Consider the following 20,529-nt stretch of genomic DNA (forward strand, 5'->3'; position numbering starts at 1 on the left):
CGCTGCGTCGTCGTGGAGTCAGCGCGCCACCGGTGCCACGAGGTCCGGTTCCTCGATCACGACCATCGCACCCGCCATGTCCCCGTCGTGGGTCAGGGACAGGTGGATGATCGCGCCCGGAAGGAACTGCGCCGCCTCGTCGTGCAACTTGATCGACGGCCGGCCCCAGGCGTCGTTGACGACTTCCACCTGCACGTAGGCGTTGTCACCGACTGACGGCGGCCGGGCGAACCGCGAGGACGCCCACGCCTTGATGACCGCTTCCTTCGCCGCCCACCGGACGGCGTAGTGCCGTGCCGGGTCGGCCTTGGCCTCGCAGTAACGGCGCTCCCCGGGCCGGAAACTGCTCTTCATCGCAGTTCCCGGCCGGGACAGCTGTTCCGCGAACTCGGAGACCGTCACCAGGTCGAAACCGATTCCGAGGATTGCCATCTACTGGCACCCCGGCAGTCCGGAGGTGTAGACGTCGCGGTCGCCGAGGCGCGCGGCCTCGGAGAGCAGCACGTTCGCCTCGAGTTCCCGGGCTGCCTTCGCCGGCACCGAATCCCCGCCGAAGCGACGATCCGCGGGACGCTCGTACAGGTCCGCGCCACCGCACATCGCTGCCGCGAGGCGACGCTGACCGTCGACGGTCCGCTTCCGCGCCTGCTCCAGGTAGGCCGCCCGACGGTCCGCGGGGACCGCCTCGACGAACGCCTGCGGGTGCACGACCGCGATCAGTCCGGAGACGTGACCGAAGCCGAGGCTGGTGAGCAGACCGGCCTTGAGCGGGAACTGCCCGCCGAACTTGAGCGGCTCCCGCGGCCAGACGAGGTGCGAGAACTCGGCCATCTTGTCGTCGATGCAGTCGAGGCTGCGGTTCGGCGGCACGATGCCCTGGCTGAGGACCTGGCACAGGCCGATCAGCTGGAACGCCGCGGCGCCGCCCTTGGCGTGACCGGTCAGCGTCTTCTGCGAGACGACGAACAGCGGGGCGCCCTCGCTTCGACCCAGGGCCGCCGCCAGACGTTCGTGCAGTTCGGCCTCGTTCGGGTCGTTCGCGGCCGTGGAGGTGTCGTGCTTGGAGATCACCGAGATGTCGTCGGCGGTGACACCGAGCGCATTCAGCGACAGCGCGAGCTGCGAGTCCTGCCCGCCACGACCGGCGCCGAGGGCACCGATACCGGGAGCGGGGATGGAGGTGTGGACACCGTCGGCGAACGAACCCGCCCACGCGACCACACCCAGCACCGGCAGGCCCATCTCCAGCGCGACATCGCCACGCGCCAGCAGGATGGTGCCGCCACCGGCCGACTCGACGAACCCGCCGCGTCGACGGTCGTTGGCCCGCGAGAACCGGCGGTCGCTGATGCCCTTCGCGGCCATCTCCTCCGACTTCGCGGTGGCCGACATGTCACCGAACCCGACGATGCCCTCGATGCCGAGGTCGTCGAAGCCACCGGCGACCGCGAAGGTCGCCTTGCCGAGGCGGATCTTGTCGGCGCCCTCCTCGACGGAGACCGCAGCCGTGGCGCACGCCGCGACCGGGTGCACCATCGCGCCGTAGCCGCCGACGTACGACTGCATGACGTGCGCGGCGATGACGTTCGGCAGCGCCTCCTGCAGGATGTCGTTCTGCCGCGACTCCCCGAGCAGGGTGTCGATGTAGAGCGAGCGCATCGACGTCATGCCGCCCATACCGGTGCCCTGCACGTTGGCAACCGTCGACGGGTGCACCCAGCGCAGCAGCTCCGACGGGGTGAAGCCGCCCGTGAGGAAAGCGTCCACCGTGGTGACCAGGTTCCACAGGCCGACCCGGTCCACCGAGCCCGCCATGTCCGCGGGGATGCCCCACTTGGTGACGTCGAAACCGGTCGGGATCTGGCCGCCGACGGTGCGGGTCAGCTTCGCCTTGCGCGGCACCCGGATCTCGGTGCCTGCCTTGCGGGTGACCTGCCAGTCGCCACTGTCGGGCTGCTGCGACGCGATCGTGTGCTCCGGGTCGGAGTCCACGAACGCCTGCGCCTCGGCCTCGGAGCCGACCACGAAGGTCAGGTCGTTGTCGAGGAACACCGACGTCATCAGCGGCATGGTGTTGTCGACCATCGCACCCTCGTCGGCGTAGCGGCGGATGCCGCAGCGTTCGACGACGATGTCGTGGTAGCGGTCGGCGATCTCCTCCTCCGGCACGAGCTCACCGGTCTCGGCGTCGTACCAGCCGGGCTTCGGATCCTGCTCCCAGCCGATGAGACCGGTGTTCCACGCAAGCTCGAGAACGCCTGCCGCCGAGAGCTGCTCGTCGACCTCCATCTCGAAGCGGGTGCGTGCGGAGCCGTAGGGGCCGAGCTCGCCGGCACCGACGATGACCACCAGGTCGGACGGGGCGACGTCGAGTTCCGGCCATGTCGGGGCGGGCAGCTCGTCGACGACCCGCGGCGGAGCGGGCAGCGCGGCGATGGTCTCCTCGGCGAGTTCCTCCGTGTCCTCGGCCTCGGCGGCCTCGGCAGCCGCCCGCGACAGGGCCACCAGGTCGAGCTGTGCGTCACCGAGTCCGCCGGTGAGGTCGAGCGAGACCGGAGCGACCGCCGCCTGCTTCACCGTCTCCGGGGTGCAGGCGCCGAGCAGCTGCTCGGCCATCTCGTCCGTCGACCAGGTGCGCACGCCCTTGGCCTCGACGGCGTCGACCATCGGGTCGTTGCCGCCCATGAGGCCGGTGCCGCGGACCCATCCGATCAGCGCGTGGACCAGCGTGACCCGCTCTGCCCAGCTGCGCTCGGCGTTCCAGCGGCCGACGAGGGCGTCGAGCGCCGCCTTCGACTCGCCGTAGGCGCCGTCACCGCCGAACAGTCCGCGGTTCGGGGAGCCCGGCAGCACCACGTGCAGGTGGGTGTCGACGTCGCGGTCGTATCCGATCTGGGACAGTCCGGCGACGAGCCGCTCGACCGACCACAGCAGGACCCGCATCTCCATCTCGGCGCGAGCGCCTGCGTCGGAGAGCTCGCCCATCACGCGCGGCGCGGCGAACGGGAACAGCATCGTCGGAGTTGCGGCCTCCTTGACCAGCTTCTTCGCGCCGCCCGCGGTCTCCGTCTGCTCCTGGCCGATCCAGTCGATCAGGGCGTCGACGTCGGTGTAGGACGCCATGTTGGCGGGAACCACCCACAGCGACGCGCCCGCGCGGGCGTTCTCGCGGTACAGCTTCCGGTAGAAGCCGACCCGCTCCTCGTCGAGGCGGGAGGTGGTGACGAAGACGGTCGCACCGCCACGCAGCAGCCGGCCGGTGACCGACGCCGCGATTGAGCCCTTGCTGGCGCCGGTGACGACGGCGACCTGATCCGACCACTGTCCGCTGAACGCGTCCTTGACCTGTGCGGCCTCGGCGATCGTCGCGTACACGCCGACTAGCTCCTCGCGGCCCTCGGCCTCGGCGCGACGCTTCCACCAGTCGGCGTGCGCGGCGACCGCCGGTCCGGCACCGGTGAAATCGGCGTCGGTGACCGAGACGACGGCAGCGTGATCGCCGATCCACAACCGGGCGAGGTCCTCACGGGCGGTGGCCCACCGGTCGTCGAGGAGCAGGGCCTTGCGGGCGTCGAACGCCGGCGCGACCAGGCGCGGCCAGTCGGAGCCGAGCTCGGCGGAGACCAGGTCGACCAACTCGCTGTCGGCATCGCCCGACGCGGCGGCCGCCGGCTCGTTCAGGCCGAGCTGCTCGAGCACCAGCCGGGCCGCGGAGGCGAGAACGCCGTTGCGTCCGGTGATGTGCTCGGTGAACTCGCCCAGCGCGGCGGCGTCGACCGTGCCACCGGCGCCGCCACCTGCGGCGGGCATGGACACCGCGACACCGCGGCGAGCCGCCACCGACTGCACGGCAGCGTCGACGACCGCGTCGACCGCAGCGCCGTCGGACAGCGCACCCTCGTGCAGACCGCCCATCGCGCCGCCGCGGACGGACGAGCCGTCGCGGGTGCCGAGTGCGACCTCGGCGGTGACGTGGCTGGCCCAGCCCGCGCCGAGCTCCCACACCTTGGTGACGCGGTCGGCGATGGCCGCCGGACGCTTACCGGACGGACCGAACACCTTGCGCAGGTGGTCGTTCAGCGAGTCGGACAGCACCGGGCCGAACGGCTTGTAGGTGCGGGCCAGCTTGTTGACCGTGACGGCCAGCGAACCCATGTCGGCATCCGCGGCGCCGTCGATCGCGCCGAGCGACAGCTCGGAGCCGAGGTCGACGAGCAGCTGGTTACGACGTGAGGACACGCCGTCGCAGAGCGCCTCGATGGTGTCGGCGGGACCGATCTGGTCGGGACGCAGCTTGGTCCACAACGCGATCAGCACGTTGGTGGCGTCGGACGCCGCGAACGCGATGTCGTCGGGACGCGGGCCACCGGACGGAGCCGCGGGAGCGGCGGCGGGTGCCGGAGCAGCGGCGGCCGCGGGTGCCGTCTCCGCAACGGGGGCCTCCGGCTCGTCGTCCTCGACGGGCGCCGGATCGGTGTCCGTGGAGTAGACGACGCCGGCCTCGCGCTCGATGTTGAGCACCTCGACCGGGCCACCGACGCGACCGGGCAGCTTGAGGGTCTGCGACGCCAGGTTGGCGACCGTCGGGGTGGCGGCGAGGCCGATCTCGACGAACCGCTCGATACCGAGGCCGCCGTCGGCCTCCTCCGAGAACAGCAGGTCCTGAGTCTCGATCCACCGCACCGGGCTGGCGAACTGCCAGGCCAGCAGCTCGGCGAGCACGACGCGGGTCAGCGCGACAGGCTGCGCCGACCAGGTGTCGAAGTCGGCGAGGACCGCGGCGAGCTGCTCGGACGGCACCAGGTCCGCGATCTCCTGGATGAACTCACGGCCCAGGTTGAACGGCTTGGGCACCAGGTTCGGGATGTAGCGCCCGATCAGGATGGCCGGGTCGATCTCCTCCGGCAGCAGCGCCAGCAGGCGCTCGCGGAAGTCGTCGACGCCGCCGCGCAGGACGTTCGAGTGGAACGGCACGTCGATACCGGGGACCAGGATGAACGCCCGCTTGCCACCGACCTCGGCGCGCTTGCGGTCGATCTCCTTCTCGAGGGCGTCGAGGCCCGCGACGGTGCCGGCGATCGCGTACTGCGAGCCGCGCAGGTTGAGGTTCACGATCTGCAGGAACTCGCCGGTCTGCTCCGAGACTCCGGCGACGAAGGCCTCCAGATCGGCGTCGTCGACACCGAACTGCGACGGGCGGATCGCGCCCATCCGGTAGTCGGATCGGCCCTGCGCGTCACGCGGAACCAGGGCGTGCATGGCGGAGCCGCGCTGGAAGACCACCTCGAGGACCGCCTCGAGCGGCAGCACGCCTGCGACGGCGGCGAGCGCGTTGTACTCCCCGACCGAGTGACCGGCCAGGTAGGAACCCTCGACGAACGCTCCGGACTCGCGGAGCTCCGCGACCTGCGCGACACCGAGGGTCGCCATCGCGACCTGGGTGAACTGGGTCAGGTGCAGCACGCCGTCCGGGTGCTTGTGGGTGACGCCGCGAGCCTTGACGACGGTCGGGTTGTCCCGGACCACCGCGAGGATCGAGAAGCCGAGCGCCTCGCGGGTGTGCTTGTCGGCGCGATCCCAGATGTCGCGGGCGGCCTTCGACCGGGCGCGGGCGTCGAGGCCCATGCCAGGACGCTGGATGCCCTGACCGGGGAACGCGTACACCGTCTTCGGCGCTGCGGTGCGGCCGGTCGCGACCATCACCAGCTCACCGTCGACGCGGCAGCCGACCTCGACGATCTCGGCACCGGCGTCGTGTGCGACCCGGTCGACGCGGACGTCGATCAGCGCACCCGGGCGGACCATGCCGAGGAAGCGGGCCGTCCACGCCGTCAGGCGGCGTGCCGGGACCGTGGCCTCGGGATCGACGGCGATGACGACCTGCTGGGCGGCGGCGGAGAGCCACATTCCGTGCACGATCGGGCTGCCCAAACCGGCGAGCAACGCAGCGTTGTCGGAGGTGTGGATCGGGTTGTGGTCGCCCGAGACCTGTGCGAACGCGGCCATGTGCCGCGGCGCGACGATCGTGGTCTGGCGGCGACGGCGGCGGGGGGTGTCCACCGCGGCGTCGGTGAGCGAGCCACCGGCGCGCTCCGGATCGGCCAGCTCGGCGGTGCCGGTGCGGCCGCGGATCGCGAACCGCTCGACCATCGTGGCGAACACGGGGGCGTTGGCGCCCTGCTCGCCGCGCATCGCGCCGACCTCGACCCGGACCTCGACGACACGACCGAGATCGGTGTCGACGACAGCGCCGCCCTCGGCCTTGACCGTGAGGACCGCGGCGTCCGCCGGGATGGCGTCGACCAGCTGGGCGGCGTGGTCGAGGTGGACGAGATCGAGCATGCCCTCGATGGCGTGGATGCCGGTCGCGGTCTGAGCGGCGCCGAGCACCGCGAACACCGCGGGCCAGCAGGCGCCGACGAGGACGTCGGGCACGGCGGTGACACCCGGCATCAGCGACACCGGCAGACCGGACGCGGTGACGCCCGAGTGGTCGGCGACCAGATCGGGGATCCAGGCGACGTTGAGGCGGGCGGTTCCGTCCTTGACGGTCGGCAGATCCTGACCCGCCGCGACTCCGAGCAGCGCCGACATGGCGGCCTCGGCGTCCCCGGCGGTGACGACGGGTGCGCCGCCGTCCCGAGTGGACGAGGGAACGGTGAGCGCGATGGTGACCGCACGATCACCGGTCAGCGGCACCCGGAGCTCGACCCGGTCGCCGTCGAGCAGCCGCAGGGTCGCGCCGGTGGTGGCGTGCGCGGCGTCGGTTGCGGAGACGGTCCAGGCGTCCACGTCACCGAGGCGGTGGACCGGGTTGCGGGTCATCCGGCCGGCCCAGAGCACGTCCGGGGCGGCGAGCACGACACCGAACAGTCCATCGGCGTCGGCGCGGCGACGACCCGCGACCGCGACCGGCGCGGTTCCGGCGGCGAGCAGCTCGTCGGTGGTCGCCTTCTCGAAGCGGTCGAGCAGGTCACCGACGGGCTCGTCGGCGCGGGTGATCCCCGCGACGGCGACCGTACCGGGGATGATGCAGACCTGGTCCGCGGAGTAACGCGGGTCGTGCGCCTGCCACAGCGAGTCGGACCGCCACCAGCGACGCACGTCCTTGTCGACGACGGGCACGAAGTTCACCGGCTTGCCCGGCGTCTTGCACAGCGCGACGAAGAACGCGACGTCGGCCGGGTGCAGGACGGTGGTCGCGGCGTCCGGGAAGCACGCGGCAAGGGTGCACAGCGCGGCCTCGGGACGTTCGAGGATGAGCTCGTCCGCGAACTGGGTGACGATCGGGCCGCGGTCGTTGCGGTGCAGACGAGCCTCGGCACGCTGCAGCATCTGCGCGAATCGGTCCCGCCAGGTGATGTCGAGCCACACCGACTCGGTGGCGTCGGCGTACGCCTGCGCCCAGTCGGTGCCGCAGTCGAACTCCTTCGCGGAGTCGATGCCGACGGCCAGCTCGAGGTACCGGCGCAGCCAGCGCTCGTAGGTCATGGTGGCGACGTCGCCGAAATAGGGCTTCGCGGTGACGTCGAGGGCGGCGACGATCTCGTCGCGACGCTTCGCGACGGCCTTCTCGTCACCGGCGACCTCGTCGAGCAGGCGGCCCGTGCGGGAGGCCGCGTTGTCGATCTCGTGGATGTCGGCGCCGAGCTGGCTGCGGCCGGAGGCCATGCCGCCCGTCGCGGTGCCCGCGGCGACCCAGTCGGGGGTGCCGGGGGTGTCGACGAGCATTTGCTTGACGTCTGCCGAGGTGGTCGCCTCGAGGGTCGCCATCGCGGCGGTGCCGACGAGGATGCCGTCCACCGGCATCGCCGGGTAACCGAGCTGCTCGGACCAGCGGCCCGTCAGGTAGTCGGCGGCCCGCTCGGGCGTTCCGATGCCGCCACCGACACACACCACGAGGTTGGGGCGGGTCCGGAGCTCGGCGTAGGTGGCGAGCAGCAGGTCGTCGAGGTCCTCCCACGAATGGTGGCCACCGGCGCGACCGCCCTCGATGTGGGCGATGACCGGGAAGTCGGGAACCTCGGCGGCGATCCGGATGACCGACTTGATCTGCGCGACGGTGCCCGGCTTGAACGCGACGTGCGTGATCCCGGCGTCCTGCAGGTCGCCGATGATCGTGACGGCTTCCTCGAGCTCGGGGATGCCTGCCGTGACGACGACACCGTCGAATGGCGCACCGGCGGCGCGGGCCTTCGGGACCAGTCGCTTCCCGCCGACGTGCAGCTTCCACAGGTACGGGTCGAGGAACATCGAGTTGAACTGCACCGCGCGACCGGGCTCGAGCAGCGTCGACAGCTCGGCGACGTGGTCGGCGAAGATCTTCTCGGTGACCTGGCCGCCGCCGGCGAGCTCGGCCCAGTGGCCTGCGTTCGCGGCCGCGGCGACGATCTTCGGGTCGACGGTCGTCGGGGTCATGCCCGCGAGCAGAATCGGCGAGCGGCCGGTCAGCTTGGTGAACGAGGTTTCCACCGCGACCTTGCCGTCGGGCAGGGTGACCAGCGTCGGGCGGAAGGCGGTCCACGGAGTGGGGCGCTCGGGCGCGGCGCCCGGCGTGAGCAGGCTGCGCTGGCCTGCGCGGGTCGATGCGGCGACGATGCCGACGCCGCTGCCGCGCAGCGGTCCGGTGGTCATGCGGGTGAGCAGCTCACCGGGTCCGAGGTCGAGGATCCAGGAGGCACCAGCGGCGACCGCGGCATCCACCTCGGCGACCCAGTCGACGGGGTCGGTCAGGCAGGCGCGGGCCAGGCGGGCTGCGCGCTCGACGTCGAGGCCGCAGCGAGCGGCCCAGGCACCGACGGTGTCGACGGCGTCCGCGAAGGCCGGGTGGTGGAAGCCGACCTCGACGGAGACCGGCTCGAAGATCGGGGAGAACACGTCGCCGCCGCGCTTCTTCGCCTCACGCTCGGCCGATTCCTCGGCGGCGATCTGCTCGGCGCGCTGCTGGACGCGGGCGAGCTGCGCCGGCGGTCCGGAGACGACTACGCGGCGGCGGCCGTTGCGAATCGCCATGACGGGGGCGCTCTCGGGTGCCACTGCGCCTGCGATCTCGTCGACGACGGCCTGCATGCGGGCGGGGTCGACGTCGGAGACGGCGAGCATCGGCGTGCGCTCGCCGCTGCCGATGATGCCGCGGCGACGACCGACCAGCACCGCGGCCGCACCGATGAGCTGCGCGATGGCCAGCAGCTCGCCGTCGGAGTCGCCGCCGTCGGCGACGGAGTCCGCCGCGACGACGCCCTGGGAGTGTCCGATGACCTTGACGGGGGCGACCTGCGCGGGGTCGAGACCCTGGAGTCGGAGTGCGCGGAGCGCGGCGAGCTGCGTCAGCAGCACACCGGGCATCGACACGGAGGCGGACGTCAGCGCCTCGGCGGTAGGTCCGGCGTCGGTGGCGTCCTCGTCGGCGACGTCGCGCTCGAGAATCCAGCCGATCGGGTCGAAGCCCATGGACCGGACCACGAGGAGGTCCTGCGCCACGGGGGCGACCAGCGCGGCGGCCTCGTTGACCAGCGCGGTGAGGTCGGGCTCGAGGCCGTTGTCGCGGATCAGCTCTTCGAGGGAGTCGAGCCAGGCGGCACCCTGTCCGCCGAATGCGAGTGCGTACGGTTCGCCGGCGGCGATGCGGTCACGCAGGGGCGACTTCGCGGCGTCCGCCCGAGTCTGCGCGAAGCGGGATCCACCGGCTCCGTCGCCACTGCCCAGAGGTGTGCTCTCGTCGATCGTCACGCTGGATGGTCCTCTCCTGGTCGGAACCCGCCGACGTCACAAACTCACCGTCGAGCGCGCCGCTGCGCCCGCGGATGGTTCCTTCGGGGGTGGCACCAGAGTCGCACACAATCATGAGGGGTTCCTCACGTTTACTGTCCAGGTGCGATGTCCTACCAGGTAGTAGGCGTGACGTCGCTCACAATACGGTCGTCCAAGTGACTTTTCGGTAAGGAAGAAATGCGCTGGCAGTGCCGAGTACTCACGAGTAGGAAACCTGAGGAATCCCTCACGTTGATCGTTATGAATCCGTTATCTACTGTGGTCGGGCGCGCCGGCGGCTTTACCTTCGAGGCAGCCGGAACCGATCGGGTCGCACGGACGGTCGGCAGTGCCGCCGGTATCGACCGCGTGGCGTACTCTGATCCGGCACGCGCGAGTGGCGTAATTGGCAGCCGCGTCAGGTTTAGGTCCTGGTGTCTTCGGACGTGGGGGTTCGAGTCCCCCCTCGCGCACAACACAGCAGCGGCCCCGACCTGGGGAACTCTCGGGTCGGGGCCGTTCTCGTCCAAGCGCCTCCGGTCCGGCGCCCGCGCAGTCGTCAGACTCCGGCATCCTTCCGAGACGCACGCGCCAATCGCTCGACGAGGTCGTCGGGGATCGGTGACCGCGGAGTGAAGGTGATCCCGGTCTTGGTCGCTTTCAGGCCCGCCGCCGCGATCTCTTCGGCATGCTCGGAGATGGCGCCCGGCTGGAGGTACAGACCGCACTGCTTGCTGAACGCCGCATAGCTCGCGACGACCGCGTCGCCGATCCGGAACCCCGGCATGTTGTACGCCACGATCTCGGTCGCGTCCGGGAGGGCGCGGGTCAGCAGTGCGCGCAACCGGTCCAGCGAAGGCCTGAAGGGTTCGGGCGCCGCGGTGATGTAGGCGGAGTGGTCGGTAATCGTCGTCATGGTGGCACCTCGCTTGCTTCGGGACGATCAGGGGCGGGGACTGCCATCATCCCCGCCGACGGGACCACTCGTCGTCGTCATCGTCGCGGTGGCCACCACCCGATCGTGACTCGCCGCGGCGATGAGTTTCCGGGCCGTTCTCGGTCTGCACTTCTGCATCAGCCGTCGCGACAATGGGGAGAACCGAGTGGAACAGCTGCTGAGAGTCCAGAACTTCAACGTCTCGAGCGACGGGATCGGCGCCGGAGAGCACCAGAGCCTGGAACGCCCGTTCGGACTCGACCCCGGTGCCATGTTCACCTGGGCGGGCGCCACCGCCAGCTGGCCCATGCGCACCGACCCCGGCGGCAGTCGCGGACTCGACGACTACCTGACGCGCGACTATGCCCGCAACATCGGAGCCGAGATCATGGGGCGCAACAAGTTCGGCCCTCACCGCGGGCCGTGGGACGACCACGAATGGCGCGGTTGGTGGGGCGACGAGCCCCCGTTCCGGACTCCGGTGTTCGTGATGACCCACCACGCGCGTCCGTCCTTCGCCCTCTCCGACACCACCTTCCACTTCGTCGAGGGCGACCCCGCCACCGTCCTCCAGCAGGCCCGGGCGGCGGCCGCCGGCAAGGATGTCCGCCTCGGTGGCGGCGTCACGACCATCCGGCAGTTCCTCGACGCAGACCTCGTCGACACCATGCACGTGGCGGTGTCACCGGTGCGGTTCGGATCCGGGCTGCGGCTCTGGGACTCACCCGACGAGCTCCTCGACAGGTTCCATCTCGACGTCGTACCCAGCCCGAGCGGGGTGACGCACCATCTCTTCTGGCGACGGTGACCTCGTGGGCCTGCTCGGCGCCGCCGAGCAGGCTCACGACGCAGGTCCTGCGGTCGTCCGATTGTGACCGCCGACTCCCCTACCGGCGGTTTCACACCACCCCTACTCCGGTACCGTCGTGGTGTGGCCCGTACATCCTCTCGCCGTCGACCAGCACTGATCGTGTTCGTCATCGTCGCGGCGGCCGCATGCCTGGCGCTGGGCTACTGGCAGTGGACACGTTTCGAAGCCGTCGGCGGAAACGGGCAGAATCTCGGCTACGCGTTCCAGTGGCCACTGTTCGCAGCCTTCGTCGTCTACGCGTACCGCCGCTTCGTGCAGCTCGAGGACTCCGACCCCGAGGACCAGCAGCGGATCGTCCACGGCGAGGAGCAGCGCGAGATCCCGGCGGACCTGCTGCCGCAACGCACCACTGCCGTCGCCGAATCCCTCGACGCCGACGATCCGGGCGACGAGGCCCACCAGGCGTACAACAACTACCTCGCGCAGCTCCGAGCCGGCGAGGCCGATAGGAGCAGCACGTGAGCACGGCCCCCGACGACACCGCCACCACCGTCCCCGCCCGCGACACCAAGAAGATCGCGGGCGCGCTGCTGCGGTACCGCGTGCTCGCCTACGCGACCGGCATCTGGCTGCTTGTGCTGACGGCCGAGATGGTCGCCAAGTACATCTTCAAGGTCGAGGACCTGCCCAGCTGGATCGCGATCGTCCACGGCTGGGTGTACTTCGTGTACCTGATCCTCACGATGGACCTCGCGGTGAAGGTGCGCTGGCCCGTCGGCCGGACCGTCGGAACGCTGCTCGCGGGCACGATTCCGTTCCTGTCGTTCTTCGTCGAGCACCAGCGGACGCAGCAGGTCAAGCGCGACTTCGGGGTCTGACACCGCGGCCCGCCCACAGAATCGGCCCCCGCACTGCGGGGGCCGATCCTTGTCAGTTCGTCAGGACCCGGTGCCGCCGCCCATGATCACCGGCTGCCCGGTGATCATCGCGACGATGTAGGTCAGCCATTGGCACGGTGTCTGCGGAACCATCATCGGCGACATTCGCTCACCTCTCCTGTGGAGCCACCTTGCTGTGGCGGTCGCGGCGATCGTGCCACAACCCGGTCGTCGCCGGGACGTGGTCAGGAAACCAGCGCCGCGATGTCGGGCACCAACTGCGCGAGCGCACGACCTCGATGCGAGGCCGCGTCCTTCTCCTCCGGAGTCAGTTCAGCGGCCGAACGGTCGTCACCCTCGGGCACGAACACGGGGTCGTAGCCGAAGCCGCCGTCACCACGCGGAGCACGGGCGATCGACCCGGGCCAGGTGCCACGGACCACCCGCTCCACCCCGCCGGGGACGACCAGCGCGCATGCCGACACGAACGCGGCACCACGACGGCCGTCCGGAGTGTCCGACAGCTGGGCCAACACCAGCGCCGTGTTCGCGGCGTCGTCACCGTGACTGCCTGCCCACCGAGCCGACAGGACACCGGGCATGGCGTTGAGCGCGTCCACTTCGAGACCCGAATCGTCGGCCACGCACGGCAGTCCGGTCGCGGCGGCGCCGTCACGAGCCTTGACGAGCGCGTTCTCCTCGAAGGTCGCGCCCGTCTCCGGGGTCTCGGGAAACTCCGGGACCTCGTTCAACCCGACGAGTTCGATGCCCTCGACCCCCGCCGACTCCAGGACGCGCCGCAATTCCTTGAGCTTCTTGGCGTTGCGGGAGGCGACGAGAACGCGCACGACGGCCGGGTCAGCCACCGAACTTCTTCTTCTCGGGCGCCTTCGGTTCGGGCAGCTCACCCGGGTACGGCAGGTCGAGCGCCGTCTTCTGGATCGCGAACAGCTGCTCACAGCCGGCGAGCGCCGAGTCGAGCATCTTGTCGAGGGTGGTGCGCGGGAATGTGGCGCCCTCGCCGGTGCCCTGGATCTCCACGAGGGTCCCGGTGTCGGTGGCGACGACGTTCATGTCGACCTCCGCCCGCGAATCCTCCTCGTAGGGCAGGTCGAGCCGGACGCGCCCGTCGACGACGCCCACGCTCACGGCGGCGATCGCGCACGAGATCGGCTGCGGATCGGACAGCAACTCGGCCGCCCGGAGGTAGGTCACGGCATCCACGAGGGAGACATAGGCACCGGTGATGGCCGCGGTGCGGGTGCCGCCGTCGGCCTGTAGGACGTCGCAGTCGATGGCGATGGTGTTCTCGCCGATCGCGGCGAGGTCGATGCATGCCCGCAGGGACCGGCCGACGAGGCGGCTGATCTCCTGGGTGCGGCCACCGACCTTGCCCTTGACCGACTCGCGGCCGCTGCGGGTGTGGGTGGCTGCGGGCAGCATCGCGTACTCGGCGGTCAGCCAGCCGAGACCGGAGCCCTTACGCCAGCGCGGGACCCCCTCCTCGACGCTGGCAGTACACATCACCCGGGTGTTCCCGAATTCGACGAGCACCGATCCCGCCGGGTGGCTGGTGAACCCTCGGGTGATCTTCACTTCGCGGAGCTCGTCGTCCGCCCTGCCGTCCAGTCGTCTGCTCACCCGGGTGAGCCTAGTCGGCCGCCGGACGGCGCAGCCGCTCAGATGTCGAAGACGTCTCCGGCGCTGACGGCGTGCACGGGGCCGGCGAACGCGGCCTTCGCCTCGGCGATGACGTCCTCCCTGGACGTCCACGGCGGAATGTGGGTCAGGAGCAGTTCCTTCACTCCGGCGCGGGTGGCGATCTGGCCCGCCTCGGTGCCGGACAGGTGAATTCCCTCGGGTCGATCCGGGGAATGGGTCCACGACGCCTCGGAGAGCAGGACGTCGGCGTCCCGTGCCAGTTCGACGACCTGGTCGCACATGCCGGTGTCGCCGGTGTAGACGAGGGTGCGCCCGTCCGGGTCGGTGAACCGCAGCCCGTACGCCTCCGGTGGGTGGAAGACGCGCACCGACTTCACGGTCAGCGTGCCGTACTCGATGACCTGGCCGTCGGCGAACGTGCGCAAGTCGATGGTGTCGGAGATGTCGTCGAGGTCGCCTGCGCACTCGGCCGAGGCGACGCCGATCCGGTGATGGCTGTCGGTGGGGCCGTAGATGATCGCGCGGCCGGTCGGCGGATTCGGGTGGTACCGACGCCACACCAGCAGACCAGGCAGGTCGAGGCAGTGGTCGGCGTGCAGGTGGGTCAGGAAGATCGACACCGATCCCGGGTCCTCGTACCGCTGGAGTGCACCGAGCACGCCGGGACCGAAGTCGATGACGACCGGCGGTGTGTCCGGTGCGGTGAGCAGGTAGCCCGATGCGGGCGAGTCGGGTCCACCGACACTGCCCGAACAGCCCAGGACGGTCATGCGCATAGGGTCATGCTGCCACGACCGACCGGTCTCGAAAAAGGGTCAGCCCGATTCGAGACGAAGCCGCAGCGTCGGAGGCGGTGCGCCTGCTATCACACCCTGGGCCGAAGTGTCCGCGGCGGCACTGTCGGGGCTACTGCGTCACCACTTTCGCGGCGCGCGCCGAACGGACATCGGACGCGAGTACCCACGCCGCCAGGACACCGCCTACGGCACCGAAGAGGTGGCCCTCCCACGACACACCAGGCTGGCTCGGGAGCACGCCCCAGAGCATCCCTCCGTAGAAGAAGAGCACCACGACTCCGAGCGCCAACTGCCCGAAGTGCCGGGTGAACAGGCCTCGGGTGATCAGATACGTGAGCCAGCCGAAGATCAGGACGGACGCACCGAGATGGAGGGTGCCGCTGCCACCGGTGAGCCAGACTCCCAGTCCGCCGACGACCCAGATGATGCCCGTCGCGGCGAGGCCACGCCCGATTCCGGAGAGCATCACGAAGAAGCCGAGCACCAACAGCGGAATGGTGTTCGCGACGAGATGTCCCCAGCCGTAGTGGAGGACCGGGGCGAAGGCCACGCCCCACAACCCGTCGAGGGTCCGCGGTTCCACACCGCCCCCGTCCAGCCTGTTCCCCAGGATCATGTCGACGAACTCGAGGACGTACAGTCCGACGACGAACGCGCTGATCGCGATCGCCGCCTGCTGCCACTGCGGGCGGCCGGTGGTGGCCGGGACGTTCGACGAGCCGGGGACCGGGAGGGACGGGCGGGTCATGTCCCGAGCGTACCCAGCGCGACGGACACGCGGCGGGCGCTCGGTCAGACGTCGAACGCCGACGGGAACAGGTCGCGGTAGCCGGGTATCCCGGCGACGGTCGTCGCAGAGAGCACGGCGTCCACGATCGCGCTCGCCACGATGTCGGCGGCCGCCTCGCAGAGCGCGGCGAGGGCGGGCAGGTCGGGTGGAAAAGCCTCGGGTACCGGAGATTCGGGCGGAGTGAGCGCGCGGGTGCCCGTCGAGAGCGCGAAGAGCGTGTCGCCGTCGAGCGGCGAGTGCGCGGGACGAATTGCGCGCGCCATCCCGTCGTGGCCGGCGACGGCGACACGACGGCAGGCGGCCTTCCCGAGTGGCGCGTCGGTTGCGACGACCCCGATCGTCGTGTTGAGGACCGTGCCCTTGTCGCCCAGGGCACGTGCGGCAGTGAGTTCTGCGGCGTCGGGTCGTCGGAGCCCCCACCGGGCCGCGTCGGATTCCCCGATCCCCCACGGCAGTCCCGTGGCGGGGTCGAACACCGATCCGACGGGGTTGGCGACGACCAGGGCGGCAACGGTCGCGCCCGCGGCCGGTCCCGCGCCCAGGACGACGCTCGCCGTTCCGACGCCGCCCTTGAGGACTCCTGCGCGGGCACCGGTGCCCGCTCCGACCGATCCGCGCGCCACGTCCACGCCGGCGGCGTCGGCGGCCAGATAACCGTGGTCGGCCGTCGGACGCACCGACCAGTCGCCGACCGGGAGGTCGAAGATCACGGCACCCGGCACGATCGGTACGACGTGGCCGTCCGTGTCCATCGGGATGCCGCGGCCGCGCTCCTCGAGCCACCGCATCACGCCGTCCGCGGCCGCGAGCCCGTACGCGCTGCCACCGGTCAGGAGAACTGCGTCGACCTTCTGCACGCTGTGACTCGGGTCCAGCAGGTCGGTCTCGCGGGTGCCCGGTCCACCGCCACGGACGTCGACGGCCGCGGTGGCTCCGCCGGGTGCCAGGACGACCGTGCATCCGGTCGCGCGTCCCTTTCCGAGGGCGGCGTCGTCGTCGAGTTCGTGATGGTGGCCGACGAAAAGGCCGGCGACGTCGGTGAGTGCGCCGCGGTGCCGGCTGGCCGTGCTCACGGCAGGAGGACCTGCACGAGCGAGTCCTGCATCCAGGTCAGCCAGTGGTAGACGTCGAGGTGGGGCGCGCGTCGATCGTCCGGGTCGAGCTCCTCCGGGGTGTCCGCGTCGATGCCGATCGTGGTGCCGAGCGCGAGCCGGATGTCGTTGAGGCCGTACAGCCACTGCTCGGCCTGTTCGGGGGTGAGCACAATCTTGCCGCCCTCGACGGGGACGGTCCGCAGGATCGTCGAGCCCGCCGCGACCTTGGCGTCGATGATGTCGGGCTCGTAGAGGCTGCGGAGCGCCCCGTTGTCGTTCGCGTCGCGGGAATCGGGATCGACGGCGTCGCGGCCGGACCCGAAGAAGTCGGGCAGAAGGCGCGCGACGGTCGCATCGGTCGGCGCGGTCGGGTTCCCGGTACGCAGGCCGGTGAGTTCGGCGAGATCGTCGGTCGGCGCGGATGCGGACCGGTCTTCGAGAAGGCCGAGGACCGAGGTCACCAGGGAACGCAGGACGGAGGCCTCACGACCGTCCATCTCGGATCGGATCTTCACTCCGCTCAACGAGTTCTTTCGGCTCCATGTGCGCACGTCGAATTACCTGGTGGCCCTTCCTGCGTGACGGGGATTCGGGATGACTCGTGATCCGGTGACGCCGTCAGCTGTCCCGTTGCATCGTCGCCCACAAACCGGCGGCGTGCAGACGCTGGACGTCGTGCTCCATCTTGTCTCGCGACCCGGACGACACGACTGCCTTGCCCTCCTTGTGCACCTGCATCATCAGGTCCGTGGCCTTGGCCTTGCTGTAGCCGAACAGCTTCTGGAAGATGAACGTCACGTAGTGCATGAGGTTGACCGGGTCGTCCCACACCACTGTCACCCAGGGACGATTGAGCGCCTCGTCCTCGTCGGTCACCTCGGCCTGCTCGGGCACGACGGCCGGCGCCGGGAGCGGCATGCTTGCCATCGGCACGGCCATCAGCGTGGTGTACGGACGCGGAGCCATACCTCCAGACTACGACGCAATCCGGACCAATTGAACACCGAGTCGTCAATCCACGACGGCACACACCACCACCTGCGGGCCTGCTCGTAGTGTGGGCGCGGTGACGAACTCCGAGTGGTCCGTACCCGCGACCAGCACCGCCCTGCTGACCGACCAGTACGAGCTGACGATGCTCGCAGCAGCGCTCGCGGACGGGTCCGGTCACCGCCGGTGCAGCTTCGAGGTGTTCGCCCGCAAACTCCCGAACGGCCGACGGTACGGCGTCGTCGCAGGTGTCGAGCGTGTACTCGATGCGATCGCCCGTTTCCGCTTCGGCGAGCCGGAACTCGCGATCGTCTCGCGCTTCCTCGACGACGACACGATCGCATGGCTGCGCGACTACCGGTTCGGTGGCGACGTCGACGGCTATCGCGAAGGCGAGCTGTACTTCCCCGGCTCGCCGATCCTCTCGGTCCGGGGAACGTTCGCGGAGTGCGTCCTGCTGGAGACGCTGATCTTGTCGATCCTCAATCACGACAGCGCGATCGCGTCGGCGGCCGCCCGGATGGTCGGCGCGGCGGGTGGCCGGAAGCTGATCGAGATGGGGTCACGGCGGGCACACGAGGAGGCCGCGGTGGCCTGCTCCCGTGCGGCCTATCTCGCCGGCTTCGACGCGACGTCGAATCTGGAGGCGGTTCGCCGCTACGGGGCCCCCGGCGCGGGCACCAGCGCGCACGCGTACACCTTGCTGCACACCACCGCGGCCGGACCCGACGAGGCCGCGGCGTTCCGCGGTCAGATCGCTCACCTGGGTGTGGGGACGACGCTGCTCGTGGACACCTACGACATCACGGAGGGAGTGCGAACCGCGATCGAGGTGGCCGGTCCGGAACTCGGCGGCGTCCGCATCGACTCGGGTGATCTCGGGGTGTGGGCCCGTCAGGTGCGCGCGCAACTCGACTCGCTGGGTGCGGTGAACACGAAGATCGTGGTGTCCGGCGACCTCGACGAGTACGCGATCGCGGCCCTCCGTGCGGAACCCGTCGACACCTACGGCGTCGGCACGTCCCTGGTCACGGGGTCGGGCGCCCCGACTGCGGGCATGGTCTACAAGCTGGTCGAGGTCGACGGTCTACCGGTCGCGAAGCGCAGCAGCCACAAGGCGTCCCGCGGTGGCACGAAGTCGGCGATCCGGTTGGCGCGGCCCACCGGGACGATCGTCGAGGAGGTCGTCCATCCGATGGGGTCGCCCGCACCGGAGAGTGCCGAACTCGTGGGCAGACCACTGATGGTCCCGATGGTCCGCGGCGGCGAACGCGCCCCCGATCTGCCGGGACTGACGGACGCCCGGGACCTGCTGGCCGCGAACCTCGTGAGCCTGCCGTGGGAGGGCCTCAAGCTGTCGAACGGCGAGGCGGCCGTACCGACCCGTTTCGTCGACTAGTTCACCGATCTGCGGGACGGCAGGGCGAAGCAGATCGCGGTCGCGACGACGGTGAAGCCCACGGCCCACCAGAAGGCCGTGCCGAAGGCGTGCACCCGACCCTCCACCGTGGACGCCCCACCGATCGACGATTCGAGGATCACCGCGAGTAGGGCGGTGCCGAAAGCACCTCCGACCTGCTGGGCCAGGCGCGTGATGATGCTGGCGTGCGGCACCTCGGCGCGGTCGAGACCGACGAACGCGACCGACATCACCGGGATCATCACCGCACCCATTCCGAGGCCGCGGATCAGCAGTACGACCATCAGCCACACCGTGCCGGTATCGGCATCGGCCAGCGCGAACGGCACGGTCGCGAGACCCATGACGACGAAGCCGACGATCGCGACGATGCGGGCGCCGATCAGGTCGGTGTAGCGACCGGCCACGGTGCGACTGAGCAACGCCCCGACACCCTGTGGGATCAGCAGGAGAGCCGCACCGAGCGGATCGGAACCGTGGATCACCTGGAAGAACAACGGCAGGAGCAGCATCGAGCCGTACAGCGAGGCGCCGGACAGGAACAGCACCGCGGACGACGACCCCACCGCCCGGCGACCGAGCAGACTGACGTCGACGAGCGCGGTGTCGGGGCGACGCAGAGCCCACAGTGCGAAGGCGACGAGGAGAACGACACCCACGACGGTGGGCAGCCAGACGTCGATGCGCGCGAATCCGCCGTCCTTGTTCACGTTGGACAGGCCGTAGAGGATCCCGACGAGACCCGGTGAGGCCAGCAGCAGGCCGACCGTGTCGAGTTTCACCCGACTCGGAGGCCCGTCTGCGGGCAGGAATCGCCAGGCGAGGGCGAGTCCGACGAGGCAGAACGGCACGTTGACCCAGAAGAGCCAGGGCCAGCTTCCCCAGGTGAGGATGATGCCGCCGACGACCGGACCGAGAATCGGCCCGAGCGCCGCGGGCAGGCTGACGGTGGCCATGAGCCGTCCGAGGTTCGCGCCGGCAGGCACCTGCTGGATCGCCAGCGTCGCCATGAGCGGCATCATCACGCCGCCTCCGACGCCCTGGAGCACACGAAAGGTGATGAGGCTGGCGGCATTCCACGCGAGGCTGCACGCGACGGACGTGACGAGGAAGACGATCAGCCCGATCATCCAGAGCCGTTTGCCCCCGATCCTGGCCTGGGCCCAGCCGACCACCGGAATCGTGACGCCGAGTGCGAGGAGGTAGCCGGTGCTGACCCACTGGATGGTCGACACGCTCACCCGGAGGTCCTCGGCGAGCGTGTTCAGGGCGATGCTCACGATCGTCGCGTCGAAGATCACGGCCAGGCCGCCGACGATCAGCACCATCGCGGTGACGATCGCCGACCGCGGGATCTCCGGCGCGGTCGTGGTGTCGGTCATGACGCCTCCTCACAGACG

The 20,529-nt window shown here is 70.3% G+C and carries 15 protein-coding genes and 1 tRNA gene; 5 read left to right on the forward strand and 11 right to left on the reverse strand.

The genetic code is table 11. The features are described 5' to 3' along the window. Positions 1–18: 18 nt before the first annotated feature. Both acpS and ACFSJG_RS25265 read right to left on the reverse strand, forming a co-directional pair. Positions 19–432, reverse strand: coding sequence for a holo-ACP synthase AcpS (gene acpS, locus ACFSJG_RS25260; protein WP_007528648.1), 414 nt, complete (start codon positions 430–432; stop codon positions 19–21). Further along, positions 433–9,729, reverse strand: coding sequence for a fatty acid synthase subunit beta domain-containing protein (locus tag ACFSJG_RS25265; protein WP_378487995.1), 9,297 nt, complete (start codon positions 9,727–9,729; stop codon positions 433–435). Between the two features lie 412 nt (positions 9,730–10,141). Between ACFSJG_RS25265 and ACFSJG_RS25270 the strand changes: the two genes are divergently transcribed. Next, positions 10,142–10,223: transfer RNA gene (locus ACFSJG_RS25270), tRNA-Leu, on the forward strand. Positions 10,224–10,309: 86 nt separating this feature from the next. Here ACFSJG_RS25270 and ACFSJG_RS25275 read toward each other — a convergent pair. Further along, positions 10,310–10,666 (reverse strand): iron chaperone, encoded by a 357-nt coding sequence (locus tag ACFSJG_RS25275; protein ID WP_378487996.1) that lies wholly within the window; start codon positions 10,664–10,666, stop codon positions 10,310–10,312. A gap of 187 nt (positions 10,667–10,853) precedes the next feature. Here ACFSJG_RS25275 and ACFSJG_RS25280 point away from each other — a divergent pair, with 187 nt between their 5' ends. From ACFSJG_RS25280 to ACFSJG_RS25290, 3 genes are all read left to right on the forward strand, one after another. After that, entirely contained in the window at positions 10,854–11,495 is a 642-nt protein-coding gene (locus tag ACFSJG_RS25280; RefSeq protein WP_378487997.1) for a dihydrofolate reductase family protein, read from the forward strand. A gap of 123 nt (positions 11,496–11,618) precedes the next feature. Next, positions 11,619–12,020, forward strand: a complete 402-nt coding sequence (locus ACFSJG_RS25285) for a transcriptional regulator (RefSeq protein ID WP_378487998.1) — start codon at positions 11,619–11,621, stop codon at positions 12,018–12,020. After that, positions 12,017–12,376: a DUF3817 domain-containing protein gene (locus tag ACFSJG_RS25290; RefSeq protein ID WP_378487999.1), complete on the forward strand. Its 360-nt coding sequence runs from the start codon at positions 12,017–12,019 to the stop codon at positions 12,374–12,376. Before ACFSJG_RS25285 ends, ACFSJG_RS25290 begins: the two co-directional genes overlap by 4 nt. Positions 12,377–12,621: 245 nt before the next feature. Here the strand turns inward: ACFSJG_RS25290 and rdgB are convergent, their stop codons facing one another. The 7 genes from rdgB to clpS all read right to left on the reverse strand — a co-directional run bounded on the left by rdgB (position 12,622) and on the right by clpS (position 17,646). After that, complete coding sequence (rdgB, locus tag ACFSJG_RS25295) at positions 12,622–13,242, reverse strand: RdgB/HAM1 family non-canonical purine NTP pyrophosphatase (RefSeq protein WP_378488000.1); 621 nt, start codon at positions 13,240–13,242, stop codon at positions 12,622–12,624. Beyond that, positions 13,235–14,017 (reverse strand): ribonuclease PH, encoded by a 783-nt coding sequence (gene rph, locus ACFSJG_RS25300; protein WP_378488001.1) that lies wholly within the window; start codon positions 14,015–14,017, stop codon positions 13,235–13,237. The genes rdgB and rph overlap by 8 nt, the downstream gene beginning before the upstream one ends. Positions 14,018–14,055: 38 nt before the next feature. After that, positions 14,056–14,814 (reverse strand): cyclic nucleotide-degrading phosphodiesterase, encoded by a 759-nt coding sequence (locus ACFSJG_RS25305; protein ID WP_378488002.1) that lies wholly within the window; start codon positions 14,812–14,814, stop codon positions 14,056–14,058. A gap of 130 nt (positions 14,815–14,944) precedes the next feature. Continuing rightward, on the reverse strand, positions 14,945–15,583 hold the full coding sequence (locus ACFSJG_RS25310; protein ID WP_378488003.1) for a rhomboid family intramembrane serine protease: 639 nt from the start codon (positions 15,581–15,583) through the stop codon (positions 14,945–14,947). 44 nt (positions 15,584–15,627) lie between these two features. After that, positions 15,628–16,698 (reverse strand): P1 family peptidase, encoded by a 1,071-nt coding sequence (locus ACFSJG_RS25315; RefSeq protein ID WP_378488004.1) that lies wholly within the window; start codon positions 16,696–16,698, stop codon positions 15,628–15,630. Next, the gene (gene aosR / locus ACFSJG_RS25320) at positions 16,695–17,270 is read right to left on the reverse strand and encodes an oxidative stress transcriptional regulator AosR (protein WP_378488005.1); all 576 of its coding nucleotides are present in this window, start codon (positions 17,268–17,270) and stop codon (positions 16,695–16,697) included. The genes ACFSJG_RS25315 and aosR overlap by 4 nt, the downstream gene beginning before the upstream one ends. Positions 17,271–17,337: 67 nt before the next feature. Then, on the reverse strand, positions 17,338–17,646 hold the full coding sequence (gene clpS, locus ACFSJG_RS25325) for an ATP-dependent Clp protease adapter ClpS (RefSeq protein ID WP_378488026.1): 309 nt from the start codon (positions 17,644–17,646) through the stop codon (positions 17,338–17,340). Between the two features lie 130 nt (positions 17,647–17,776). Here clpS and ACFSJG_RS25330 point away from each other — a divergent pair, with 130 nt between their 5' ends. Then, entirely contained in the window at positions 17,777–19,108 is a 1,332-nt protein-coding gene (locus tag ACFSJG_RS25330; protein ID WP_378488006.1) for a nicotinate phosphoribosyltransferase, read from the forward strand. On the opposite strand, the gene ACFSJG_RS25335 is transcribed toward ACFSJG_RS25330, so the two are convergent. After that, positions 19,105–20,511 carry a DHA2 family efflux MFS transporter permease subunit gene (locus ACFSJG_RS25335; RefSeq protein ID WP_378488007.1) on the reverse strand — a complete coding sequence of 469 codons (1,407 nt, stop codon included), beginning with the start codon at positions 20,509–20,511 and terminating at the stop codon, positions 19,105–19,107. The genes ACFSJG_RS25330 and ACFSJG_RS25335 overlap by 4 nt on opposite strands. Positions 20,512–20,529 lie beyond the last annotated feature (18 nt).

Source organism: Rhodococcus gannanensis, from assembly GCF_042681175.1.
Taxonomy (GTDB): Bacteria; Actinomycetota; Actinomycetes; order Mycobacteriales; family Mycobacteriaceae; genus Rhodococcus_G; species Rhodococcus_G gannanensis.

What these genes read in the sequence shown, in the direction of transcription:
- clpS (WP_378488026.1), bottom strand. Translation starts at nt 17,646, where the DNA reads ATGGCAAGCATGCCGCTCCCGGCGCCGGCCGTCGTGCCCGAGCAGGCC.
- ACFSJG_RS25275 (WP_378487996.1), bottom strand. Translation starts at nt 10,666, where the DNA reads ATGACGACGATTACCGACCACTCCGCCTACATCACCGCGGCGCCCGAA.
- ACFSJG_RS25305 (WP_378488002.1), bottom strand. Translation starts at nt 14,814, where the DNA reads ATGCGCATGACCGTCCTGGGCTGTTCGGGCAGTGTCGGTGGACCCGAC.
- ACFSJG_RS25310 (WP_378488003.1), bottom strand. Translation starts at nt 15,583, where the DNA reads ATGACCCGCCCGTCCCTCCCGGTCCCCGGCTCGTCGAACGTCCCGGCC.
- ACFSJG_RS25335 (WP_378488007.1), bottom strand. Translation starts at nt 20,511, where the DNA reads ATGACCGACACCACGACCGCGCCGGAGATCCCGCGGTCGGCGATCGTC.
- acpS (WP_007528648.1), bottom strand. Translation starts at nt 432, where the DNA reads ATGGCAATCCTCGGAATCGGTTTCGACCTGGTGACGGTCTCCGAGTTC.